The organism is Blastococcus sp. TF02A-26, from assembly GCF_003319125.1.
In the GTDB taxonomy this organism is placed as follows: Bacteria; Actinomycetota; Actinomycetes; order Mycobacteriales; family Geodermatophilaceae; genus Trujillonella.
The window spans coordinates 20920-41041 of sequence record NZ_QOHG01000022.1 but is presented as its reverse complement, the minus strand read 5'-3'; the positions used below and the strand labels follow the sequence as shown (position 1 = coordinate 41041).

Annotated in this window: 20 protein-coding genes; 8 read left to right on the top strand and 12 right to left on the bottom strand. The window is 75.7% G+C overall.

Annotated features, from left to right (window positions below; translation table 11 throughout):
- Positions 1 to 34: 34 nt before the first annotated feature.
- Positions 35 to 1669 (bottom strand): hypothetical protein, encoded by a 1635-nt coding sequence (locus DQ240_RS20080; protein WP_113841486.1) that lies wholly within the window; start codon positions 1667 to 1669, stop codon positions 35 to 37.
- A gap of 242 nt (positions 1670 to 1911) precedes the next feature.
- Between DQ240_RS20080 and DQ240_RS20075 the strand changes: the two genes are divergently transcribed.
- Complete coding sequence (locus DQ240_RS20075) at positions 1912 to 3204, top strand: sensor histidine kinase (RefSeq protein ID WP_199589422.1); 1293 nt, start codon at positions 1912 to 1914, stop codon at positions 3202 to 3204.
- Positions 3204 to 3848 carry a response regulator transcription factor gene (locus tag DQ240_RS20070; RefSeq protein WP_113841518.1) on the top strand — a complete coding sequence of 215 codons (645 nt, stop codon included), beginning with the start codon at positions 3204 to 3206 and terminating at the stop codon, positions 3846 to 3848. Before DQ240_RS20075 ends, DQ240_RS20070 begins: the two co-directional genes overlap by 1 nt.
- A 102-nt stretch (positions 3849 to 3950) precedes the next feature.
- On the opposite strand, the gene DQ240_RS20065 is transcribed toward DQ240_RS20070, so the two are convergent.
- On the bottom strand, positions 3951 to 4157 hold the full coding sequence (locus DQ240_RS20065) for a hypothetical protein (RefSeq protein ID WP_113841485.1): 207 nt from the start codon (positions 4155 to 4157) through the stop codon (positions 3951 to 3953).
- Positions 4158 to 4231: 74 nt separating this feature from the next.
- Entirely contained in the window at positions 4232 to 4651 is a 420-nt protein-coding gene (locus DQ240_RS20060) for a MarR family winged helix-turn-helix transcriptional regulator (protein ID WP_113841484.1), read from the bottom strand.
- Positions 4652 to 4733: 82 nt separating this feature from the next.
- Between DQ240_RS20060 and DQ240_RS20055 the strand changes: the two genes are divergently transcribed.
- Positions 4734 to 5990, top strand: a complete 1257-nt coding sequence (locus tag DQ240_RS20055) for a GNAT family N-acetyltransferase (RefSeq protein ID WP_113841483.1) — start codon at positions 4734 to 4736, stop codon at positions 5988 to 5990.
- On the opposite strand, the gene DQ240_RS20050 is transcribed toward DQ240_RS20055, so the two are convergent.
- Together DQ240_RS20050 and DQ240_RS20045 are read right to left on the bottom strand one after the other, a co-directional pair.
- Positions 5987 to 6577, bottom strand: a complete 591-nt coding sequence (locus DQ240_RS20050) for a hypothetical protein (protein ID WP_113841482.1) — start codon at positions 6575 to 6577, stop codon at positions 5987 to 5989. The two genes, DQ240_RS20055 and DQ240_RS20050, sit on opposite strands and share 4 nt — an antisense overlap.
- On the bottom strand, positions 6574 to 7071 hold the full coding sequence (locus DQ240_RS20045; protein ID WP_113841481.1) for a ribose-5-phosphate isomerase: 498 nt from the start codon (positions 7069 to 7071) through the stop codon (positions 6574 to 6576). The genes DQ240_RS20050 and DQ240_RS20045 overlap by 4 nt, the downstream gene beginning before the upstream one ends.
- A gap of 26 nt (positions 7072 to 7097) precedes the next feature.
- Here DQ240_RS20045 and DQ240_RS20040 point away from each other — a divergent pair, with 26 nt between their 5' ends.
- Positions 7098 to 7772 carry a DUF429 domain-containing protein gene (locus DQ240_RS20040; RefSeq protein ID WP_113841480.1) on the top strand — a complete coding sequence of 225 codons (675 nt, stop codon included), beginning with the start codon at positions 7098 to 7100 and terminating at the stop codon, positions 7770 to 7772.
- Positions 7773 to 7808: 36 nt separating this feature from the next.
- Here DQ240_RS20040 and DQ240_RS20035 read toward each other — a convergent pair whose 3' ends face one another.
- The 3 genes from DQ240_RS20035 to DQ240_RS20025 form a co-directional block, all read right to left on the bottom strand.
- On the bottom strand, positions 7809 to 8861 hold the full coding sequence (locus DQ240_RS20035) for a diacylglycerol kinase (RefSeq protein WP_199589421.1): 1053 nt from the start codon (positions 8859 to 8861) through the stop codon (positions 7809 to 7811).
- Positions 8862 to 8904: 43 nt separating this feature from the next.
- Positions 8905 to 9660: an SDR family oxidoreductase gene (locus DQ240_RS20030; RefSeq protein WP_113841478.1), complete on the bottom strand. Its 756-nt coding sequence runs from the start codon at positions 9658 to 9660 to the stop codon at positions 8905 to 8907.
- Positions 9661 to 9741: 81 nt separating this feature from the next.
- Positions 9742 to 10401 carry a DsbA family protein gene (locus DQ240_RS20025; protein WP_113841477.1) on the bottom strand — a complete coding sequence of 220 codons (660 nt, stop codon included), beginning with the start codon at positions 10399 to 10401 and terminating at the stop codon, positions 9742 to 9744.
- A gap of 140 nt (positions 10402 to 10541) precedes the next feature.
- Here DQ240_RS20025 and pepN point away from each other — a divergent pair, with 140 nt between their 5' ends.
- A complete protein-coding gene (gene pepN, locus DQ240_RS20020; protein ID WP_113841476.1) occupies positions 10542 to 13094 on the top strand; it encodes an aminopeptidase N in 2553 nt (850 codons plus the stop codon).
- Positions 13095 to 13211: 117 nt separating this feature from the next.
- The gene (locus DQ240_RS20015) at positions 13212 to 14111 is read left to right on the top strand and encodes a DUF4349 domain-containing protein (RefSeq protein ID WP_113841475.1); all 900 of its coding nucleotides are present in this window, start codon (positions 13212 to 13214) and stop codon (positions 14109 to 14111) included.
- Positions 14112 to 14120: 9 nt separating this feature from the next.
- Here DQ240_RS20015 and DQ240_RS20010 read toward each other — a convergent pair whose 3' ends face one another.
- Positions 14121 to 14582, bottom strand: a complete 462-nt coding sequence (locus DQ240_RS20010) for a DUF5130 family protein (RefSeq protein WP_113841474.1) — start codon at positions 14580 to 14582, stop codon at positions 14121 to 14123.
- 48 nt (positions 14583 to 14630) lie between these two features.
- Positions 14631 to 14972 (bottom strand): hypothetical protein, encoded by a 342-nt coding sequence (locus DQ240_RS20005; RefSeq protein ID WP_113841473.1) that lies wholly within the window; start codon positions 14970 to 14972, stop codon positions 14631 to 14633.
- 123 nt (positions 14973 to 15095) lie between these two features.
- Here DQ240_RS20005 and kynU point away from each other — a divergent pair, with 123 nt between their 5' ends.
- The gene (gene kynU / locus DQ240_RS20000; protein WP_113841472.1) at positions 15096 to 16349 is read left to right on the top strand and encodes a kynureninase; all 1254 of its coding nucleotides are present in this window, start codon (positions 15096 to 15098) and stop codon (positions 16347 to 16349) included.
- A gap of 64 nt (positions 16350 to 16413) precedes the next feature.
- Here the strand turns inward: kynU and DQ240_RS19995 are convergent, their stop codons facing one another.
- Together DQ240_RS19995 and DQ240_RS19990 are read right to left on the bottom strand one after the other, a co-directional pair.
- Complete coding sequence (locus DQ240_RS19995) at positions 16414 to 17277, bottom strand: hypothetical protein (protein WP_113841471.1); 864 nt, start codon at positions 17275 to 17277, stop codon at positions 16414 to 16416.
- On the bottom strand, positions 17274 to 17810 hold the full coding sequence (locus DQ240_RS19990; protein WP_113841517.1) for an HNH endonuclease: 537 nt from the start codon (positions 17808 to 17810) through the stop codon (positions 17274 to 17276). The genes DQ240_RS19995 and DQ240_RS19990 overlap by 4 nt, the downstream gene beginning before the upstream one ends.
- Before the next feature lie 205 nt (positions 17811 to 18015).
- Between DQ240_RS19990 and DQ240_RS19985 the strand changes: the two genes are divergently transcribed.
- The gene (locus DQ240_RS19985) at positions 18016 to 20100 is read left to right on the top strand and encodes a prolyl oligopeptidase family protein (protein ID WP_113841470.1); all 2085 of its coding nucleotides are present in this window, start codon (positions 18016 to 18018) and stop codon (positions 20098 to 20100) included.
- Positions 20101 to 20122: the final 22 nt, after the last annotated feature.

Genomic DNA, 20122 nt, shown 5'->3' with positions numbered 1-20122 from the left:
CCACAGGAGACCGACAGAACGGGAGTCCCCCGACCTACTGGTAGCTGACGAGCTGGGGAACGGGGTCGACCTGGGCCACCGTCTGCTCGGGGGTGAGCATCGGCAGGTCCTCGTCGATGAAGTTCTTCCACCCCCACCACACCGGGGGGCTGGCGGCGCGCAGCGCCCGCCACGTCGCCTGCTTGTCGCCCTGCGAGCCCTGGCCGTCGGCGTGGATCAGCACCGCCAGCTCGTCGCGGGAGAGGTCCAGCCGCTCCCGGCCCGGGAGCATGTCCAGCCGGAACTGGTGCAGCACCAGCAGCTTCTGCGGCAGCGCGTTCTCCCGCGTGAGGTCGGCCAGCCAGGTCACCACCCGGTTGACCTCCTCGACGTCCACCGAGCCGATCTGCGTCAGGTGCACCTCGTTCGGGCCCAGCCGCCACTCCGGGTCCAGCGCCAACCCGACGTGCGGCAGCTCCAGCAGCGACCGGTACCGCTCGGCCTGGGTCACGAAGTCGGTGCGGCCCGGCTGCAGGTCCAGGACGACGTAGACGCCGGCCTCGCCCGCCGCCTCCACCCACGGCCGGAGCACCTCGATGTCGACCTCGCTGGAGTAGTCGCCGTCCGCGCCGGCCGACGACGAGGCGACCGTCGCGATGATCTCGAACGTCGGGACGACCGGGACGTCCACGAGCGGCTCGTAGGCACCGGCGTACTCGCGCGCCCGGGTGATCGCGCCGTCCAGGTCCTGCTCCCCCAGCAGGCCGAGCGCCCCTGTGCCGGGCGAGCCGTAGAGCGCGACCATCATGCGGCCGGGGAACAGCAGCTGGCCGCCGCCGGGCAGCTGCTCCCCGGTCGCGGCGGAGGCGAGCTTCCAGTCCAGGCCGTCCTCGAGGCCCAGGGGGGCACCGACGGCCACGACCGCGGCCGGCTGCTCCTCGGCGAGCAGCTCCACGAGGTCGGTCGAGGCGCGCGGGTCGGCGTCCTCGACGACCTGCACCCGCGCCCCGGCCGCGCGGGCGGTCGCGACCGCGGCCACCGACTCGGGTCCGGCGGTGGCGACGACGAGGGTGTCCGACAGCGGCTCGGCGCGGTCGACCTCGGGGAGCCTGCCGTCCCCGCCGCCCCCGCCGGTCGGCCCGCCGTCGGGCACCAGTGCCGCCGGTCGCTCCGGGTCGAGCGCGGCCACGGCGGCGACGGCGCCGTCCTCGGCCACCTCCTCCGCGTCCCCGAGGTCCAGCCCGGTCGCGCCCTCCACGGCGCCCGGGTCGGCGGCGACGGCGACCACCTCGACGCCGGGGACCTCGACGGGGACCTCCCCGACGGCCAGCACGGTGTCCGTGCCCAGCCGGTCGAGCTCCTCGCCGAGGGCGGACCCGGCGGCCCCGGGCTGCTGGAGCAGCAGCGGGACGCCCAGGCCCACCGCGGCCGAGGCGCCCAGCAGCTCACCGGCCCGGTCGCCGTCCTGGGCCACGACCGCCACGGTCGCCTCGTCGAACAACGCCCGGCTGGTGGAGGCGGCCGCCGCGAACGGGAAGGTGTCGCCGACCACGGTCAGCTGCTCGTCCGGCGCCGAGGTGCCGACGGTCGCCGACCCTTCGTCCGGCCGCTCCGGCTCCCCCGGGTCGTCGTCGGCCGAGCAGCCGGCCACCAGCAGCAGTGCGACGGCGACCAGCGCGGTGGTGCGCACGGGCGAACTCCCTCCCCCGGTCCGGAGGCGGCCCGGCTCCGCTGCCGACCGCCCGGGCCGGGACCGACCCTAACGAGGCAGCGGTGCGGCGCGCGGTCCTGGACACCGGCCGTCCCCGCCGGGAGCATCGCCGGCGACATGGACGCCCAGCCCCGCACGCCCCGACCGTCGGGCCAGCCCGACACCGGATCGGCCAGGTGGCGGGATCGGCCGCGGAGCCCCTCGACACCAGGCTCGACGGCATGATGACCGACACCCTGCGACTGCCCGCCGTCCCCGCTCCCCCCGACCGCCGCGGCCTGGTCCGCCAGCTCGGCCTCGACACCGGCTACGCGCTCGCCTCCTTCCCGGTGGCGATCGCGGCGTTCGTCGTCGTCGTCACGGGGCTCTCCGTCGGGGCCGGGCTGCTGGTGGTCTGGGTCGGTGTCGCCGTCCTGGCGCTCACCCTCGTGGCGGCCCGCGGGTTCGCCATGGCCGAGCGCGCGTGGCTGCCGGCGGTGCTCCGCCACGAGGTGCCGCGGCCGGCGTACCGGCGGCGCGAGGGGAGCCGGTTGAGGCAGCTGCTCACGCCGCTGCGCGACCCGCAGTGCTGGCTGGACGCGCTGCACGCCGTCGTCCGGTTCCCGTTCGCGGTGCTCTCGTTCTCCGTCACGGTGGCCTTCTGGTCACTCGCGCTCGGCGGGCTGACCTGGGCGGCCTGGGGCTGGTCGCTGCCCGACGGCCCGGACGACCAGGACCTGCCCGAGCTGCTCGGCCTGGGCGACGGCTACGGCCTGCGACTGGTGTTCTACGCCGCGCTGGGACTGCTGTTCGCGCTCCTGCTCCCCTACGTCGTCCGCGGGGTCGCGGTGCTGCAGGCACAGGTCGGCCGGGCGCTGCTCACCTCCCGGGCGGCCGCCCAGGAGCAGATCGACCGCGCCACCCAGGGTCGGGACGCCGCCGTCGCCGCCGAGGCAGTGGCGCTCCGCCGGCTCGAGCGCGACATCCACGACGGGCCGCAGCAGCACCTCGTGCGGCTGGGCATGGACCTCGCCCGTGCGCAGCGCCAGCTCGACCGCGACCCGCAGGCCGCCCGCAGCACCCTCGGCGAGGCCGCCGGCCTGGCCCGCGAGGCGCTCGAGGAGCTGCGCGCGCTGTCCCGCGGCATCGCGCCGCCGGTGCTGGCCGACCGCGGCCTGGCCGCCGCGCTCGCCGCGCTGGCCGCCCGCTCCCCCGTGCCCGTCGAGCTCGCCGTCGACCTGCCCGAGCAGCGGCTCGCGCCGGCGGTCGAGAACACCGCGTACTTCGTGGTCAGCGAGGCGCTGGCGAACGTGGCCAAGCACAGCGACGCCTCGGTCTGCCGGGTCGACGTCGCCCTGACCGACGGCGTCCTCCGCGTCGTCGTGGAGGACGACGGCAGCGGTGGGGCCGTCGCCGCGCCCGGACACGGCCTGGCCGGGCTGGCCGACCGGGTGCGGGCCACCGACGGCACCTTCGGCGTGGACAGCCCGCGCGGCGGCCCGACCCGCCTGACCGCGGAGGTGCCCGGGGCGTGATGCGCGTCGTGCTGGCCGAGGACTCGGTGCTCCTCCGGGAGGGTCTCGTGCGCCTCCTGGAGGAGGCCGGGACCGAGGTGGTCGCGGCCGTCGGGGACGGTCCCTCGCTGGTCCGCGCCGTGGCCGAGTTGCGTCCGGACGTCGCCGTGGTCGACGTCCGGATGCCGCCGACCCACACCGACGAGGGGCTGCGCGCGGCGGTCGAGGCACGGACGACGGCCCTGGGGACGGCGGTCCTGGTGCTCTCCCAGTACGTCGAGGTGGCCTACGCCGACGAGCTGCTCGCCGACGGCCGGGGCGGGGTCGGCTACCTCCTCAAGGACCGGGTGGCCGACCTCGACCAGCTGATGGCCGCGCTGTCCGACGTCGTCGCCGGTGGCACGGTGCTGGACCCGCAGGTGGTCGCCCAGCTGTTCGCCCGCAAGCGGGCCGACGACCCGGTGCGCCGGTTGACCCCGCGGGAGCGGGAGGTGCTCGGGCTGATCGCCGAGGGCCACTCGAACACCGCCATCGCCCGGCTGCTCGTCGTCACGCCGGGCGCGGTGGAGAAGCACACCCAGCGGATCTTCGCGAAGCTCGACCTCTCGCCGGACGAGGACCGCAACAGCCGCGTCATGGCGACCCTGGCCTACCTCCGGGGCTGACCGGCGGGCCACGGCCCAGGGGTACCTCTCCGCACGCTCGGGCTCTGCCCCACATGCGGGGCAGAGCCCGAGCGTCCCGGGACCCGCCTGCCGCCGGCCGGGTCAGGACGGGCCGGCGACCTGTGCGTCCACCGCCGCGAGGTCGACGACGACCATCGTCGAGTTCCGGTAGTGGTCCGGCACGGAGAAGACGTCGGGCCGCTCGCCGGCCAGTGACCGGTTCTCCCCCTCGGCCAGCCGGATCGCCACCCAGCTCTCGTCCGGCGGCATCGACGCGAAGATCTTGTCCCGCACCCGCAGGCAGGCCATGTCCCAGGCCGGCGCTCGCTGGCCTCGGGCAGCGCGAGGGCGGTCGCGCGGACGTCCGCGGCGGTGGCCGGCACTCAGCCCTCCCGACCGAGGGCGCGCTCGATGTTCTGCGCCATCCGGCTGAGCACCAGGATCGTGCGCTCGTACTCCTGCCGCGAGAGGCCGTCGGCCACGTGGCGGCGCACCCGGCCGATCGCCCGCTCCAGCCGCTGGTGCGCCGTCCGCCCCTCGGCCGTCAGCGCCAGCGATCCGGTGGCCCGGTCGACCCACCCACGGCCGAAGAGGTCGGCGGCGATCGCCGGGAGGTGGCCGTCGAAGTCCGCCAGCGCCCGCGCGAGCGCGGCCTCGTCGGCCGGCGCCTCGGCCAGCGTGTGCAGCACCTGCCAGTGCCGCCGGGTCAGGCCGTCCGCGGCGACGGCGCCGTCGACGACGTCCTCGAGGAGGGCGTCGAGGTGCTTGACCCACCAGCCGATCGGTCGCTGCGCCGGATCCATGGGCGGCATCCTGGCACCGCGGGGGCCGGAACGGCGGTGACGTGGTTGGCGGACCGTCACCGGCTGCCGGTAGACACGGATCGTGGACGACTCCCCCGACGCCCTCTCCTCCCGGCTGCGCCCCGTCACCGCCGAGGAGTGGCCGGCGTTCAGCCGCGCCATGTACGAGGCCTTCGGCAGCGACGCGGGCCCGTCGCTGACGCCCGAGCCGCCCGGCGTGGCCGAGCTCGACCGCTCGCTGAGCCTCTGGGACGGCGACCGGGTCGCGGCCACCGCCGGCATCTACACCCGCGAGCTGACCGTCCCCGGCGCCGTCGTCCCCTGCGCCGGGGTCACCTGGGTGACCGTCTCCCCCACCCACCGTCGCCGGGGCGTGCTGACGGCGATGATGCGCCGCCAGCTGACCGAGCTGCACGAGCAGGAGCGGGAACCGGTCGCGGCGCTGTGGGCGTCGGAGGGACCCATCTACGGGCGGTTCGGCTACGCGCCGGCCGCCCAGCGGGGTGGTCTGTCGGGGCGCATCCGCGACGTCGTCCTCCGCCCGGACGTGGACCTCGGCGCCGGGGTCGTGGCACCGGCCTCCGTCGAGCAGTACCGGGCCGCCGCGACGTCGCTGCACGAGCGGGTCCGCCGCTTCGTGCCCGGGAACATGACGCGGACCGCGCCGTGGTGGGACCGGCTGCTGGAGGACCGGCCCGACCTCCGCCGCGGCGCCGGGGCCCGCCGGTACGTGCTGCACACCGAGCCCGACGGCACGGTGACCGGCTACGCCGCCTTCCGGGTGACCGCCGCCTGGGACGACGAGACCGGGACCCCGGACGGCACCGTGGCCGTCGAGGAGGTGCGGGCCCTGGGCACTCCGGCCTACGCCGCCCTGTGGCGGTACCTGCTGTCGGTGGACCTGATGCGGAGGGTGTCCTACCGGACGGCGTCGGTCGACGAGCCGCTCCTGCACCTGGTCACCGACCCGCGGGCGCTGCAGGTCCGGCCGGTCGACGCGCTCTGGGTCCGGCTGGTCGACGTCGGCCGGGCGCTCGCCGCCCGCCGCTACCCCACGCCGATCAACCTGGTCTTCCAGGTGCGCGACCGGTTCTGCCCGTGGAACGACGGGCGGTGGGCGCTCACCGCGCACCCGGCCGGCGGCTTCTGCGCACCGACCGACGCCGATCCCGACATCGTGCTCGGCATCGAGGAGCTGTCGGCGGCCTACCTCGGCGGAGTCTCGCTGGCCTCGCTGCAGGCGGCCGGACGGGTGACCGAGGTGAGCCCCGGCGCGGTGACGCTCGCGGCCACCGCGTTCTCCTGGCCGGTGACCCCCTGGTGCCCCGACGACTTCTAGACCGGTCTCCGGCCGTCCCACTCCTCCAGCGGGGAGCAGTGCCAGCGCCAGGAGGTGACCGGCTCGTGCCCGGGCAGCTCGCCGCGGCCGGTCGCCCACAGCAGCGCCGCGACCGGGTCGGCGTCGCGCGGTGCCCAGGGGAAGAGCCGCACCAGGACGGCGTCGGCGACGTCGTCCGGCGGCCGCCACGGCAGGCCGAGTGCGCCGGCGACGTCGCCGGTGTGCAGCAGCAGCTCGGCGCCGCCCATGGCCGCGAAGCCGGAGGCGTCGGGGCGGCCCCAGTCGTGCCGGCCGCGGTCGGTCGGCGCCGCACCCTCGACCGTGCGGGCCAGCACCTCGGCCGCGGCGCCCTGCTGGCGGACCAGCTCGGGCAGTCCTGCCTCAGGGCGGCGGCCGAGGGTGAACCCGTCGGCTCCCTCGGGCCCCGCGGCGAGGTCCTGGGCGTACCAGATCAGGCAGCCGGTGACGTGCGCCGTGACCCCGGCGACGTCGTCGTCCATGGCCGGCACGCGGGCCGAGCCGTCGCCCACCGACACGAGCAGCTCACGAGCGGCCGCGGCGGCCCGGCGCAGCTCCGCGCCGGTCATCCCGCCTCGAACTCCGAGTGGGTGGGCAGACCGCCGGCCGGGCGGTGCCGGTCGCGCTCGTAGTCGGCGATCAGGCCGATCCGGCGGACGTGCCGCTCGTCCTCGCTGAACGGGGTGGCGAGGAAGTGCAGCACCAGCTCGGTGGCCTCCTCGACGCAGTGCTGCCGGGCGCCGATCGACACCACGTTGGCGTCGTTGTGCTGGCGGGCGAGTTCCGCGGTCGCGGTGTTCCACACCAGGGCGGCCCGGACGCCGGGGACCTTGTTCGCCGCGATCTGCTCGCCGTTGCCGGAGCCGCCGATGACGACGCCCAGGCTGCCGGGCTCGACGACCACCCGCTCGCCCACCTCGAAGCAGAAGGGCGGGTAGTCGTCCTGGGCGTCGTACTCGAACGCGCCGCAGTCGACCGGCTCGTGACCGGCTTCGGTGAGGGCGGCCTTGAGGTGCTCCTTGAACTCCAGGCCCGCATGGTCGGTGCCGACGAAGACGCGCATGGCGCCGAGTCTGTCAGGCTCGCCGGGTGGCGGTCCTGGGGGTCGACGGGTGGCGCGGGCGCTGGGCCGGCGCCCTGCTGGAGGGCCGGTCGGTGCGGTTGCTGGTGCTCGACGACGTGCCCGCCGTCCTCGCCGTGGCGGGCGTCGACGTCGTCGGCATCGACATGCCGATCGGGCTGTCGGACGACGGCGTGCGCGCCTGCGACGTGGCGGCCCGTGCCGCGCTCCGGGGCCGGGGCGGGGTGGGCTCCGTCTTCCCGGCGCCGGTCCGGGCCGTGCTGGCCACCGACGACTACGCCGACGCGCGGCGGCTGTCGGTCGCGGCGACGGGCGGCCGGTCGCTGTCGGCGCAGTCCTTCCATCTCGTGCGGTCGATCCGGTCCCTGGACGACGCCCTGGGCGACCCGCCCGACCCGCGGGTTCACGAGGTCTTCCCCGAGCTCGCCTTCCGCACCCTGGACGAGCGGGTGCTCGACCCCAAGAGCACCGCCCGCGGGCACGCCCAGCGGCTGCGGGCCCTGACCGCGGTGATGGACGTGCTCGACGCCCTCGCCGAGGCACCGGCGGGCCTGCCGACGGTCGACGCGCTCGATGCCTGTGCGGCGGCGTGGTCGGCCCGCCGCATCGCGGAGGGGACGGCGGAGTCGGTCGGCGACAACACCCGCGACGCCCGCGGCCGCCCGATGCGCATCTCCTGGTGAGCCTTTCGCGCGCGAAAGTCCCTCTGCCGTCCGCGGTCAGAGGGCTCCGCGGGGCAGGGTGAGGGGCAGGTCGAGCGCCGTCACCAGCCCGGGCGGGGCGGCGCAGACGGCGGGGATCGCGTTCACCACCCGCATGGTCGTGGCGAGCATCCCGTCGGGGCTCGACGTCTCCGGGCTCGATCCCAGCACCAGGTCGCAGCGCATCGACGGCTCGCCGTCGACCACGATCCGGTAGGTCCCGTCCTGCGGGGCGGTCGGCCAGTGCGGCGCGACGTCCGGTGCCATCCGGTTGACGTGCTCGAGGACGATCGCGTCCCGCCCGCCGACGACGCCGATGGTCTCGAAGCGGACGGCGCCGACGGTGCCCGGCTCGATCACTCCGCACGCGACCTCCAGCCGCCGGTCGGTGAGCTCCCGCTCGTAGGTCTCCCGGACCTCGTCCAGCTCCACCCCGAGCGCCGCCGCGACCATGTGGACCACCGGCCCCCAGGTGCCCTGCTGCACGCCCGGCATCGCCATCACCGGCGTGTGCTCCAGCGGCCGGCCGAAGCCGAAGACGTCGAACATCGTCGTCGCGACCGGGTAGTTCGCGTAGCTGAAGATCTCCTGCGCGCGCACGGAGACCACGCGCCGCGACAGGGTGAGCAGCAGGGCCACCAGGTGGTCACCGGCGAATCCGGGCTCGATGCCGGAGGCGTAGAGGGTGGCGCCGCCGCGGCGGGCCGCGTCCTCGAGCCGGGCGCGGGCCACCGGGTCGTACGCCGGCGGGTGGATGAGCGCCGGCGTGGTCACCGTGACCACGTCGACGCCGGCCTCGAGGAGGCGGACGTAGTCGTCGACGGCGAAGGCCCGCAGCCCGCCGTCGCTCGCCGCGTAGACGACGCAGTCGAGGTCCCGGGCCAGCAGCTCGTCGGCGTCCCCGCTCGCCGCCAGCCCCAGGGGCTCGCCGCCGGTGAGGGTGCCGACGTCCTGACCGACCTTGTCCGGCGAGTGCACCCAGACGCCGACCAGGTCCAGGTCGGGGCGCCGCGCGATGCTCTGGACGGCGTTGCGCCCGACTCCACCCGTCCCCCAGACGGCAACCCGCAATGATGGTAAAGATGGCATGGCCGGACGTTATCGGCTCCGCTCCTCAGGTGAGGCGGCGGACCACCGGCAGGGGCAGAACGCGCAGCAGGCCGGCGACGGGGCGCCAGGGCCACTCGGGCACGTAGGCGCGCACCGGCTCCCGCTCGACCGCGGCCACGAGCGCGTCGACCCCGGTGTCGAGGTCCACGGTGAACGGGCCGCGGCGGCCGACGTTGAGCTCGGTCTCGATGTAGCCGGGCAGCACCGTCGTCACCCGGATGCCGGTGCCGAGCAGGTCGGAGCGGATCCCCTCGGCGAGCGCGTTGAGCGCGGCCTTGCTGGCGCCGTACGCCGTCCGGGTGCCGCGCATGCCCCGGACGGAGGCCACCGACGAGATCAGCACCAGGTGCCCGTGCCCCTGCTCGCGGAACAGCGAGACCGCGGCCTCGCACTGGGCGTGGGTGCCCAGGACGTTGGTGAACAGCGTCGCCCGGTTGGCCCACCCCTCCCCCGTGCCGACGGAGGCGCCCTTGCCGATGCCGGCGTTGGCGATGAACCGGTCGATCCCGCCGAGCTCGCGGGCGATCGCCGGGACCACCTCGTCGACCGCGGCGGCGTCGTCGATGTCGAGCTCGCGGGTGATCACGCGGATGCCGGGGTGCGCGTCGAGCAGCTCGTCGCGCAGGGCGTCGAGGAGCTCCAGCCGGCGGGCGACCAGGGCCAGGTCGCGGCCGCGGGCGGCGAAGCGGCGGGCCATGCCGGCGCCGAGGCCGGAGCTCGCGCCGGTGATCAGGATGCGCTGACGGGTGGGGCTCGGCACGCGGAGAGCATGCCGGGCCCCACCCGGCCCCGCTGCAGGGGCCCGCCGCGAGCTCGCGGGCGGCGGGGGGCAGCGGGCTCCTTACCGGGTGAGCTCCAGGGTGTCGGCCGGGACCGAGTCCATGTCGGGGCCGGAGGTCCGGGTGCGCTTGAGCTCCCAGAAGTCGGGGAGGTTGGCCAGCAGGACCGCACCGTCGAAGGCCTTGCCGGCGTCCTCACCGGTGGGCACCTTGCTGATGACCGGCCCGAAGAAGGCGACGCCGTCGATGTGCATGACCGGGGTGCCGACGTCGTCGCCGACCGGGTCCATGCCGGCGTGGTGGCTCTTCTCCAGCGCCTCGTCGTACTCGGTGGACGTCGCGGCCTCGGCCAGCGAGACCGGCAGGCCGACCCGCTCGAGCGCCGGGACGATCAGCTCGTCGAGCTCCACGCCCTCGTGGTGGCGCAGCGTGCCCATGGCCGTGTAGAGGTCGCCGAGCACCTCGTCGCCGTGCTGCTGGGCGGCGGCGATCGCGACCCGCACCGGGCCGATCGCCTTCGTCATCATCTCCCGGTACTCCTCGGGCAGGTCCCGCCCGCGGTTGAGCACCGCCAGCGACATGACGTGCCAGTGCAGGTCGATGTCGCGCACCTTCGCCGCCTCGCGCACCCAGCGGCTGGTCAGCCACGCCCAGGGACACAGCGGGTCGAACCAGAAGTCGACGCGGGCCTTCGTCGGCGCGCTCTGCACTGCCTCGGTCATGCGTGGTGCTCCCTCACGTGCTCGTGGCCGGCGCGCTGCGCAACCGGCCCCCTGCGGGCTGCCAAGTCGGCGCCCGCCCGCGTTGTTCCCCCGATCCGCTGATCGGCGGCGCGTCGGCACCCCGTGCGAAGCTGCCTGGTGTGGCTGTACCCAACCTGACCCGCGACGACGCCGCCGCCCGCGCCCGCCTCCTGGCCGTGCAGGGCTACGACATCCACCTCGACCTGACCGACGGCGCCGGACGCCCGGGGACGTCGACCTTCCGGTCGACGACGACGGTGGAGTTCACCTCCCGCGAGCCGGGCGCGAGCACCTTCATCGACCTCGTGGCCGAGACCGTCCACTCGGCCACCCTCAACGGCACGCCGCTGGACGTGGGCACCTACACCGTCGCCGGCGGGCTGCCGCTGCCCGACCTGGCGGAGCAGAACACGCTCGAGGTGGTCGCCGACTGCCCCTACTCGAACTCCGGCGAGGGCCTGCACCGCTTCGTGGACCCCGAGGACGGGCAGGTCTACCTCTACACCCAGTTCGAGCCGGCCGACGCCAAGCGGATGTTCGCCTGCTTCGACCAGCCCGACCTCAAGGGCACCCACACGGTGCACGTGATCGCGCCCTTCGACTGGCAGGTCATCTCGAACACCGGGGGCCGGACGGTCGAGAGCGGCCCCGGCGGCTCGCAGCTGGTGCACTTCGAGCCCACGAAGCGGCTGTCGACCTACCTGGTCGCGCTGATCGCCGGCCCGTACGCCCGCGTCACCGACGAGCACGACGGCATCCCGCTGGGGCTGTACTGCCGCGCCTCGCTGGCCCAGTACCTCGACCCCGACGAGCTGTTCGCCGTCACCAAGCAGGGCTTCGACTTCTACCACCGGGTCTTCGACTACCCGTACCCGTTCGACAAGTACGACCAGCTCTTCGTGCCGGAGTTCAACGCCGGAGCCATGGAGAACGCCGGGGCGGTGACGTTCCTCGAGGACTACGTCTTCCGGTCCAAGACCAGCCGGGCCCGCTACGAGCGCCGGGCCGAGACGATCCTGCACGAGCTGGCGCACATGTGGTTCGGCGACCTGGTGACCATGCGCTGGTGGGACGACCTGTGGCTCAACGAGTCCTTCGCCACCTACATCAGCACGCTGTGCCAGGCCGAGGCGACCGAGTACACGACCGCGTGGACGACGTTCGCCAACACCGAGAAGGCCTGGGCCTACGCGCAGGACCAGCTGCCCTCGACCCACCCGATCGCCGCCGACATGGTGGACGTCGCCGCGGTCGAGGTGAACTTCGACGGGATCACCTACGCCAAGGGCGCCTCGGTGCTCAAGCAGCTGGTGGCCTACGTCGGCCGCGACGAGTTCCTGGCCGGGATCCGCCGCTACTTCCGCGCCCACGAATACGGCAACACCACGCTGGCCGACCTGCTCGACCCGCTGTCGGAGGCCACCGGCCGCGACCTGAGCGAGTGGTCGCAGCAGTGGCTGCAGACCAGCCAGGTCAACACCCTGCGCCCGGTCTTCACGCTCACCGACGACGGCCGCTACGGCTCGTTCGCGATCGAGCAGACCGCCGTCCCCGAGCACCCGCACCTGCGGCGGCACCGGCTGGCGGTCGGTCTCTACGACACCGGCCCGGACGGGCTGACCCGCACCACCCGCGTCGAGCTGGACGTCGACGGCGCGAGCACCGAGGTCCCCGAGCTCGTCGGCCACCCGGCGGCCGCGCTCGTCCTGGTCAACGACGACGACCTGACCTACGCCAAGCTCCGGCTCGACGAGGGCTCGCTGGCCACGCTCCGGACGGCGATCGGCACCATGCCCGACCCGCTGGCCCGCGCCCTGTGCTGGTCGGCCGCCTGGGACATGACCCGCGACGCCGAGCTCCCCGCCCGCGAGTGGGTGCAGCTGGTCCTGGCCGGCATCGACGCCGAGACCGAGATCAGCGTCGTCCAGTCGCTGCTGGCCCGGGTGCAGTCGGCGCTCAGCTCCTACGCCGACCCGCGCTGGGCCGAGGTGGGCTGGCGGGCGCTCGCCGACAAGGCGCTGTCCGCGCTGGAGTCGGCCGCCCCGGGCAGCGACGAGCAGCTCCAGTGGTCGCGGACGCTGTCCGCCGCCGCCCGCACCGAGGAGCACGCCGCCGCGCTGCGCGGGCTGCTCGACGGCACGCGCGTGGTCGAGGGCCTCGCGGTCGACGCCGACGCGCGGTGGGCGTTCCTCAACGGGCTCGTCGCGATCGGCGCGGCCGGGGACGCGGAGATCGACGCCGAGGCGGCCCGGGACGCCACCGCCACCGGTGCGCGTCGGGCCGCCACCGCGCGGGCGCTGCGGCCGACGGCGGAGGCGAAGGAGGAGACCTGGCAGAAGGCCTTCACCGACGCCAGCATCCCCAACGCGGTGCACGAGGCGATGCTCGCCGGGTTCTGGCACCCGGCTCAGCGGGAGCTGACCGCCGGCTACGTGGAGCGGTACTTCGCCGACATCCGGCCGCTGTGGGAGAACCGTCCTGGCGAGATCGCGAAGAACGCCGTCCAGTACCTGTTCCCGCCGGTCGTGGAGCTGCGCACCGTGCAGGCCGCGGACACGTGGCTCGCCGAGGCCGACCACCCTGCCTCACTGCGCCGGCTGGTCGCCGAGGGCCGGGACGGGATCGCCCGCTCCCTGCGCGCCCGGGAGCGCGACGCCGCCGAGCAGTCGTAGCCGCCGGACGTCAGGGGCCCGGGACCGGATCGGTTCCGGGCCCCTGACGTCTCGGCGTTCCGTCACGATCGGGCCTCGACGCTGTCCCCCACGGGCCCTCGGGCCTAGCGTCCGCCCATGCGGCGCTCCCGGAGCACAGCGGTCACGGCACTGGTCACGGCGCTGCTCCTGGCGCTGGCCGGGGGCTGCACGAGCGGGGACGACTCGAGCAGCGGGGACGGCGGTGGCAGCGCGGCCGTGCTGCCCGAGCCCGGGGGCGCGGAGGACTCCGGCGCCGGCGGCGGGTCCGACGACGGCTCCGCGGACACCGACCGGCAGGTGATCTCGACCGCGACGGCCTCGGTCGTCGTGGACGACCCCCTCGAGGGCGCCGACCGGGTCGACGAGCTGGTCGCGGCGGCCGGCGGCCGGGTCGAGGAGCGCACCGAGCGGGCCGGCTCGGGCGACGACGGGGACGACGCCGTCGCCGACCTCGTGGTCCGGGTGCCGGCCGACGCACTGGACGGCGTCCTGGACGACCTGGACGACGTCGGCGAGGTGGAGAGCGTGTCGGTGACCCGCTCCGACGTGACGGCCGCTGCCGTGGACCTGGACGCGCGGATCGCGGCGCTGCAGACGTCGGTGGCGCGGCTGCTGACCCTGCTGGACGACGCCGCGGACACCCAGGCGCTGTTGTCCGTCGAGTCGACGCTGGCCGACCGGCAGGGTCAGCTGGAGTCGCTGCAGTCGCAGCGGGCCTTCCTCGCCGACCAGGTGGACCTGTCGACCCTCACCGTGCACCTGACTCCGGAGAGCCCGCCGGCGGCCGGCGGTGGCCCCGACGGCTTCGTCGGGGGGCTGGGTGCCGGGTGGCGCGGGCTGCTCACGGCCGTGGGCGCGGTCGTCGTCGTCCTCGGCGTCGTCCTGCCGTGGCTCCTCGTGGCGGCCCCGGTGGCCGGGATCGCGTGGGCGATCAGCCGCCGGACGCGGCGGCGCCCCGCCGTCGCGACCGCGGGATCGGACGACGCGCGCCCCTGAGCACCTCGCTCAGTGCGTGGTGAGGCCCCGCGGGTGGCCGGCCTGGTCTGACATCTGGCGCAGGCCGTTGACGATGCCGCCGACCAGGTCGCCTCCGGCGAACGAGTTCGTCATCGAGAGGACGGCGAGGGCGCAGGCGCGGTCGGGGAGCCGGCGCGCGGCCGCGTGCCCGGTCACGACCTCGACGACGCGCTGGCCCGGCGAGACCGCCAGGAGCACCCCGCTGGCCGGGTCGCCGCCGGAGGTGGCGTGCAGCTCCTCCGCGCGGCTCCGGGTCCGGGCGCCGAGGTCACCGATGTAGAGGGTGAACCGCAGACCCGTCTCCCGCGACGACATGGTCAGCGCCTCGTCGAGGCGGCTGAGCTCCGGCAGCGTGAAGAGCTGGTGGTCCTGCTCGACCTCGTCGGTGCGGGCCGTGGACGTGTGGGCGGTGGCCGTGTCGTGCGACGTGGCCTCGAGCGTGCTGGTCATCGCCGACCTCCGGGACGAGTCTGGGGTGCAGTGGTCATCGCGCCGGGCTCACCAGGTCCCGCGGGCGCCGCCGAGCGGGCCGGCGGACACCGGCGCGGGCCGGGCCGGGGCCGCCGACGCACCGCCGGACACGGAGTCGTGCCCGTGCCCCGGACCGCCCGGCTCGTGGTACACCGACGAGCCGATCGCCTTCGGCTCGCTGTCGTGGCCGCTGCCGTGACCGCCACCCACCGGGTGCGGCTCGTACCAGACCGGCTCGTGCTCCCACGGCTGGCCGGGCTTGTAGCGGACCTTCTTCGCCCGCCCGGGCAGGAGGGTCAGCACGGCGAAGAACAGCACGATCGCCAGCGGGATCACCGCGAAGATGAGGATGGTCTCGACGACGCTCACGCCCGACAACCTACCGGCAGCCGCCGTCCGCGACGCGTCGTGTCCCGGCACGGCGGGGCGGACGTCGACCGTCCCTCGGGGCCTTTCGCGCGCGACGTGCTGCGGGGTCTGTAGACAGGGGTCGTGGACCTCTCCCGCGCGGCCGCCGCGACCCTCGACGCCGCCGATGAGCTCGCCCCGTTCCGCGACCGGTTCGTGATCGCCGACGACGCGCTGCTGTACCTCGACGGCAACTCCCTGGGGCGGCTCCCCCGCGAGACCCCGGCCGCCCTCGCCCGCGTGGTGGAGGAGCAGTGGGGCCGCGGCCTGGTCGGCTCGTGGGCGGACTGGATCGGCCGGGCCACCGAGGTCGGCGACGTGATCGGCACCGGCGTGCTCGGCGCCCGGCCCGGCGAGGTCCTGGTGTCGGACTCGACGTCGGTGGACCTCTACAAGCTGCTGGTCGCCGGCGCCGACGCCCGCCCGGGCCGCGACGTGCTGGTCTGCTGCGCCGACGACTTCCCCACCGACCGCTACCTGGTCGCCGGCGCGGCCGCCGCCCGCGGGATGGAGGTGCGCGAGATCCCGGCCGACATCGACGAGGGCCTCGACCTCGACGTGCTGGCCGCGGCGCTGGACGAGCGGGTCGCGGTCGTCGTCCTCTCGGCCGTGGCCTACCGGTCGGGTGCGCTGCCCGACCTCGCCGCCGTCACGCGGCTCGTGCACGACGCCGGCGCCCTGGTGCTGTGGGACCTCTCGCACGCGGCCGGCGCGGTGCCGGTCGAGCTGGACGCCGTGGGCGCCGACCTGGCGGTGGGGTGCACCTACAAGTACCTGAACGGCGGGCCGGGCGCGCCGGCGTTCCTCTACGTGCGGCGGGAGCTGCAGGACGAGCTGCGCCAGCCCATCTGGGGCTGGTTCGGCCAGCGCGACCAGTTCGCCATGGGCCCGGCCTACGACCCGGCCCCGGGCATCGAGCGCTTCGGCGTGGGGACGCCGCCCGTGCTGGCCACGGCCGCGGTCGAGGTGGGCGCGCGGCTGGTGGCCGAGGCCGGCATCGAGGCGCTGGCGGCGAAGGGACGGGCCCTGACCGACCTGGTGGTCGCCCTGGCCGACGAGCACCTGGCGCCGCACGGCGTCGTCCTCGCCTCGCCGCGCGACGCCGCCCGCCGCGGCTCGCACGTCAGCCTCGCCCACCCGCAGGCGTGGCAGATCACGCAGGCGCTGGTCGACCGCGGCGTCGTCCCGGACTTCCGGACGCCGGACCGGGTGCGACTGGGCTGCGCGCCGCTCTACACCCGGTTCGTCGACGTCTGGGACGCGATGGACCGCTTCCGCGCCGTCCTCGCCGAGGGCGCGCACGAGGCGTATCCGACGGAGCGCTCCCGGGTCACGTGAGGCATGGGAAGCGATCCCCACGTCTGCACGCCCAGATCGTGGGGATCGCTTCCCATGCCTCGACTCAGGAGGGGTCGGGGGCGCCGATCGGGTTGCCGGTCGGCCAGTCGCCGGCCGCGACGACGGCGCGGCGCACCGGGGCCAGCAGTGCGGCGAGCCGGTCGCAGCCGGGGTCGCCCAGCGCCTGCCACGGACCTCGCGCCAGCCGGTCGGTGTCGGCCTCGACCGCGGCCACCGCGGCCAGCCCCTCGGCGGTCAGCTCACCGCCGGCCAGCCACCCCCGGTGGGCGAGCCCGGCCGCGGCGTCGTCCCACTCCTGCCCGCTCCAGCCACGCGCCTTGAGCAGCCACTCGCGGTCGGTCCGGCCGGCGGCGACGGCGAGGACGTGGGAGGCCGGCCCCGAGATCCCGCGCTGGACCAGCGCCACAGTGTGCCCGTCGCCGCGGTGCTCGCGCAGCGTGGTGAGCGCCTGCCACAGCGCCAGGTGCGGCCGGTCGGGCAGCGGGACGCCGGCGTTGGCCGCTGCGAGCGGCCGGCCGGGGACGTCGACGGCAGCTGCGGCCCGCCCCGCCAGGTCGGCGGCCTCCGCCGCCTCGGCCGAGTCCGGCCACTCCTCGCCGAGCACGCGCCGGACGGCGGCGTCGACCCCGGCGAGCCGGGCGGCCAGGGCGTCCGCGGGCGCGACCGCCTCCCACACCGCCGGCACCCACCGCCGCACGAACGACGGCGCGAACCCGACGAAGGTCGCCGTCACGACCTCGGGCCCCACCGGCCCCAGCGGCGCGGCCCGCATCGCGAAGTAGCCCGACCAGAAGCCGCGGATGCCGGCGTCCTCGGCCGCCGTCCGCGCCTCGGCCGCGAAGTAGGTGAGCGCGTGGAAGGGCTCCCCCAGCGCCCACAGCCGCCGCGCCGTCCCCAGCGACGTCATGCCGAGACGGTCTCGGGCATGCCGAGCCACTCGCGCCAGCGCGGGTCCACCGTCCGGTGCCCGAGCAGCCGCCACGCCGCGCCGCTGGGGGTGTGCGGCGGGTGCGGCAGCTTCCAGCCCATCTCGGCCAGCGACCGGTCGGCCTTGGTGTGGTTGCAGCGGCGGCAGGCGGCGACGACGTTGTCCCAGGTGTGCGTGCCTCCGCGGCTGCGCGGCACGACGTGGTCGATGCTGGTCGCCGAGCTCCCGCAGTAGACGCAGGTCTGCCCGTCGCGGGTGAACACCGCCCGGCGCGACAGCGGCACCTGCGCCGGGTAGGGCACCCGCACGTAGCGGGTCAGCCGCACCACGACCGGCACCGGCACGGCCACCGACTCGGCGTGCACGACGTCCTCCGAGGAGTCGACCGAGACCGCCTTCTGGGCCAGCACGAGCACGATCGCCCGTCGGCTGGAGACCACGCACAGCGGCTCGTAGGTCGCGTTCAGCAGCAGGGTGGCCGCGGCGGTCCCGCGGCCGGGCACGGGTGTCAGCGGTAGGGGCACGGGGTCGCGACGCGGGCCCGGCTGGCTCGCGGGCGACCCGTCGACGGCACGACGCACGGGGCACCTCCAGCGCCCCGGGACGTGCCGCTGGGTGCTGCGCGACCCACGGGCGTCCCCATCATGGCCCGGAACAGCCCTCCTGCGCTCGTGAGATGCCCGCCCGGCCGTCGGCGGGGTCACCTACCGTGGCCGGGTGCGCTATCCCGAGGCCCCGCGGCTCGACCTGGTCGAGGACCTGCACGGCACCCCCGTCGCCGACCCCTACCGCTGGCTGGAGGACGTCGAGGACCCGCGGACCCGCGCGTGGACCGACGCCCAGGACGCCCTGACCGCCGAGCGGCTGGCCGCCCTCCCGCTGCGCGCCCGGTTCGCCGAGCGGCTCGAGCAGCTCGTGCACGCCGGCGCCGTGGGCGTCCCGGTGCACCGCGCCGGCCGGGCGTTCTCCACCCGCCGCGACCCCGGCCAGGAGCACGCCGTCCTCCGGGTCCGCGAGCCCGACGGCACGGTGCGCGTCCTCGTCGACCCCATGGCGATCGACCCCGAGGGCACGACCACGCTCGACGCCTGGTCCCCGTCCTGGGAGGGCGACCGGCTGGCCTACCAGCTCTCCACCGGCGGCGACGAGGAGTCGCGGCTGTACGTGCTCGACGTGGCCACCGGCGAGCAGCTCGACGGCCCGGTCGACCGGTGCCGCTACTCCCCCGTCGCCTGGCTGCCCGGGGGCGAGGAGCTGTTCTACGTCCGCCGGCTGGCGCCGGACCGGGTGCCGGCCGGCGAGGAGCAGTACCACCGGCGCGTGTGGCGCCACCGCGTCGGGGCCGACCCGGAGACCGACGTCCTCGTCCACGGCGAGGGTCTCGACCCGACCAACTACTACGGCGTGCGCACCAGCCGCGACGGGCGCTGGCTCACCGTGTCCGCCTCGGCCGGCACCGCGCCCCGGGACGACGTCTGGCTGGCCGACCTCGCCGCGGGCGGGGAGCTGCGCGAGCTGCAGGTCGGCGTCGACGCGCAGACCTCGGCGTGGGTCGCCCGCGACGGCCGGCTGTGGCTGGTCAGCGACCGCGACGCACCGCGCTGGCGGCTGGCCGTCGCCGATCCGGAGGACTCCGCGACCTGGGACGTCGACGCCTGGTCCGACGTGATCCCGCAGTCCGACGACCGCGTCCTGTCCGACGTCGCGCTCGTCGACGGGCCCGACGGCACCCTGCAGGTGCTCGCCGTGCACTCGGTCGACGCGACCGACCGGCTCAGCGTCTGGGCCGCGGACGGCTCCGGGAAGCGGCACGACGTGACCGCGCTCCCGCCGGGCAGCGTCTCCGGGGTGACCAGCCCGCCGGAGGGCGGGAGCACCGCCTGGGTCGGCTACACCGACTACGCGACGCCGCCCTCGGTGCTGCGCTGGGACGCCGCCGAGCCGGAGGCGCTGGCCGACAACGAGCGGGCCCCCGTCGCCGGCGACGTCCCGGCGGTCGCCGTCGTCGAGACGCACGCGACGTCGGCCGACGGCACGCCGGTGCACCTCTTCGTCCTGTCGGGGACCGGGACGCCGGACACCCCGCGGCCGACCGTCCTCTACGGCTACGGCGGCTTCAACGTCTCGCTCACCCCGGCCTACTCGGCGCAGGCGCTGTCCTGGGTGGCGGCCGGCGGCGTGTGGGTGGTGGCCAACCTGCGCGGCGGCTCGGAGCACGGCGAGGAGTGGCACCGCGCCGGGATGCGCGAGCGCAAGCAGAACGTCTTCGACGACTTCGCCGCCGCCGGCGAGCACCTGGTCGCCGAGGGGTGGACGACGCACGAGCAGCTGGCCGTCATGGGCGGCTCCAACGGCGGCCTGCTGGTCGGCGCCACCCTCACCCAGCGGCCGGACCTCGCCGCCGCCGTCGTCTGCAGCGCGCCGCTGCTGGACATGGTCCGGTACGAGCGCTTCGGCCTGGGCCGGACCTGGAACGACGAGTACGGCACCGCCGAGGACCCGGTCGAGCTGGGCTGGCTGCTGGGGTACTCGCCGTACCACAACGTGCGCGAGGGGGCGGCGTACCCGGCGGTGCTGTTCACGACCTTCGAGAGCGACACCCGGGTCGACCCGCTGCACGCGCGGAAGCTGGCCGCGGCCCTGCAGCACGCCACGACCGCGGCGGCCCCGGTGCTGCTGCGCCGGGAGGTCGCGGTCGGCCACGGCGCCCGCGCGGTGAGCCGCACCGTGGGCCTGGCCGCCGACCAGCTGGCGTTCCTGGCCGCGCACACCGGACTCGCCGGGTCCGGAACTGGTGGCTGACTCCCGGCCGCCGGCCTGCGAC

Coding starts and splice junctions, on each gene's coding strand:
- DQ240_RS20075 (WP_199589422.1), top strand. CDS start 1,912: ATGATGACCGACACCCTGCGACTGCCCGCCGTCCCCGCTCCCCCCGAC.
- DQ240_RS20015 (WP_113841475.1), top strand. CDS start 13,212: ATGCGGCGCTCCCGGAGCACAGCGGTCACGGCACTGGTCACGGCGCTG.
- DQ240_RS20010 (WP_113841474.1), bottom strand. CDS start 14,582: ATGACCAGCACGCTCGAGGCCACGTCGCACGACACGGCCACCGCCCAC.
- DQ240_RS20070 (WP_113841518.1), top strand. CDS start 3,204: ATGCGCGTCGTGCTGGCCGAGGACTCGGTGCTCCTCCGGGAGGGTCTC.
- DQ240_RS20060 (WP_113841484.1), bottom strand. CDS start 4,651: ATGGATCCGGCGCAGCGACCGATCGGCTGGTGGGTCAAGCACCTCGAC.
- DQ240_RS20025 (WP_113841477.1), bottom strand. CDS start 10,401: ATGACCGAGGCAGTGCAGAGCGCGCCGACGAAGGCCCGCGTCGACTTC.
- DQ240_RS20045 (WP_113841481.1), bottom strand. CDS start 7,071: ATGCGCGTCTTCGTCGGCACCGACCATGCGGGCCTGGAGTTCAAGGAG.
- DQ240_RS19995 (WP_113841471.1), bottom strand. CDS start 17,277: ATGACGTCGCTGGGGACGGCGCGGCGGCTGTGGGCGCTGGGGGAGCCC.
- DQ240_RS20050 (WP_113841482.1), bottom strand. CDS start 6,577: ATGACCGGCGCGGAGCTGCGCCGGGCCGCCGCGGCCGCTCGTGAGCTG.
- DQ240_RS20065 (WP_113841485.1), bottom strand. CDS start 4,157: ATGGCCTGCCTGCGGGTGCGGGACAAGATCTTCGCGTCGATGCCGCCG.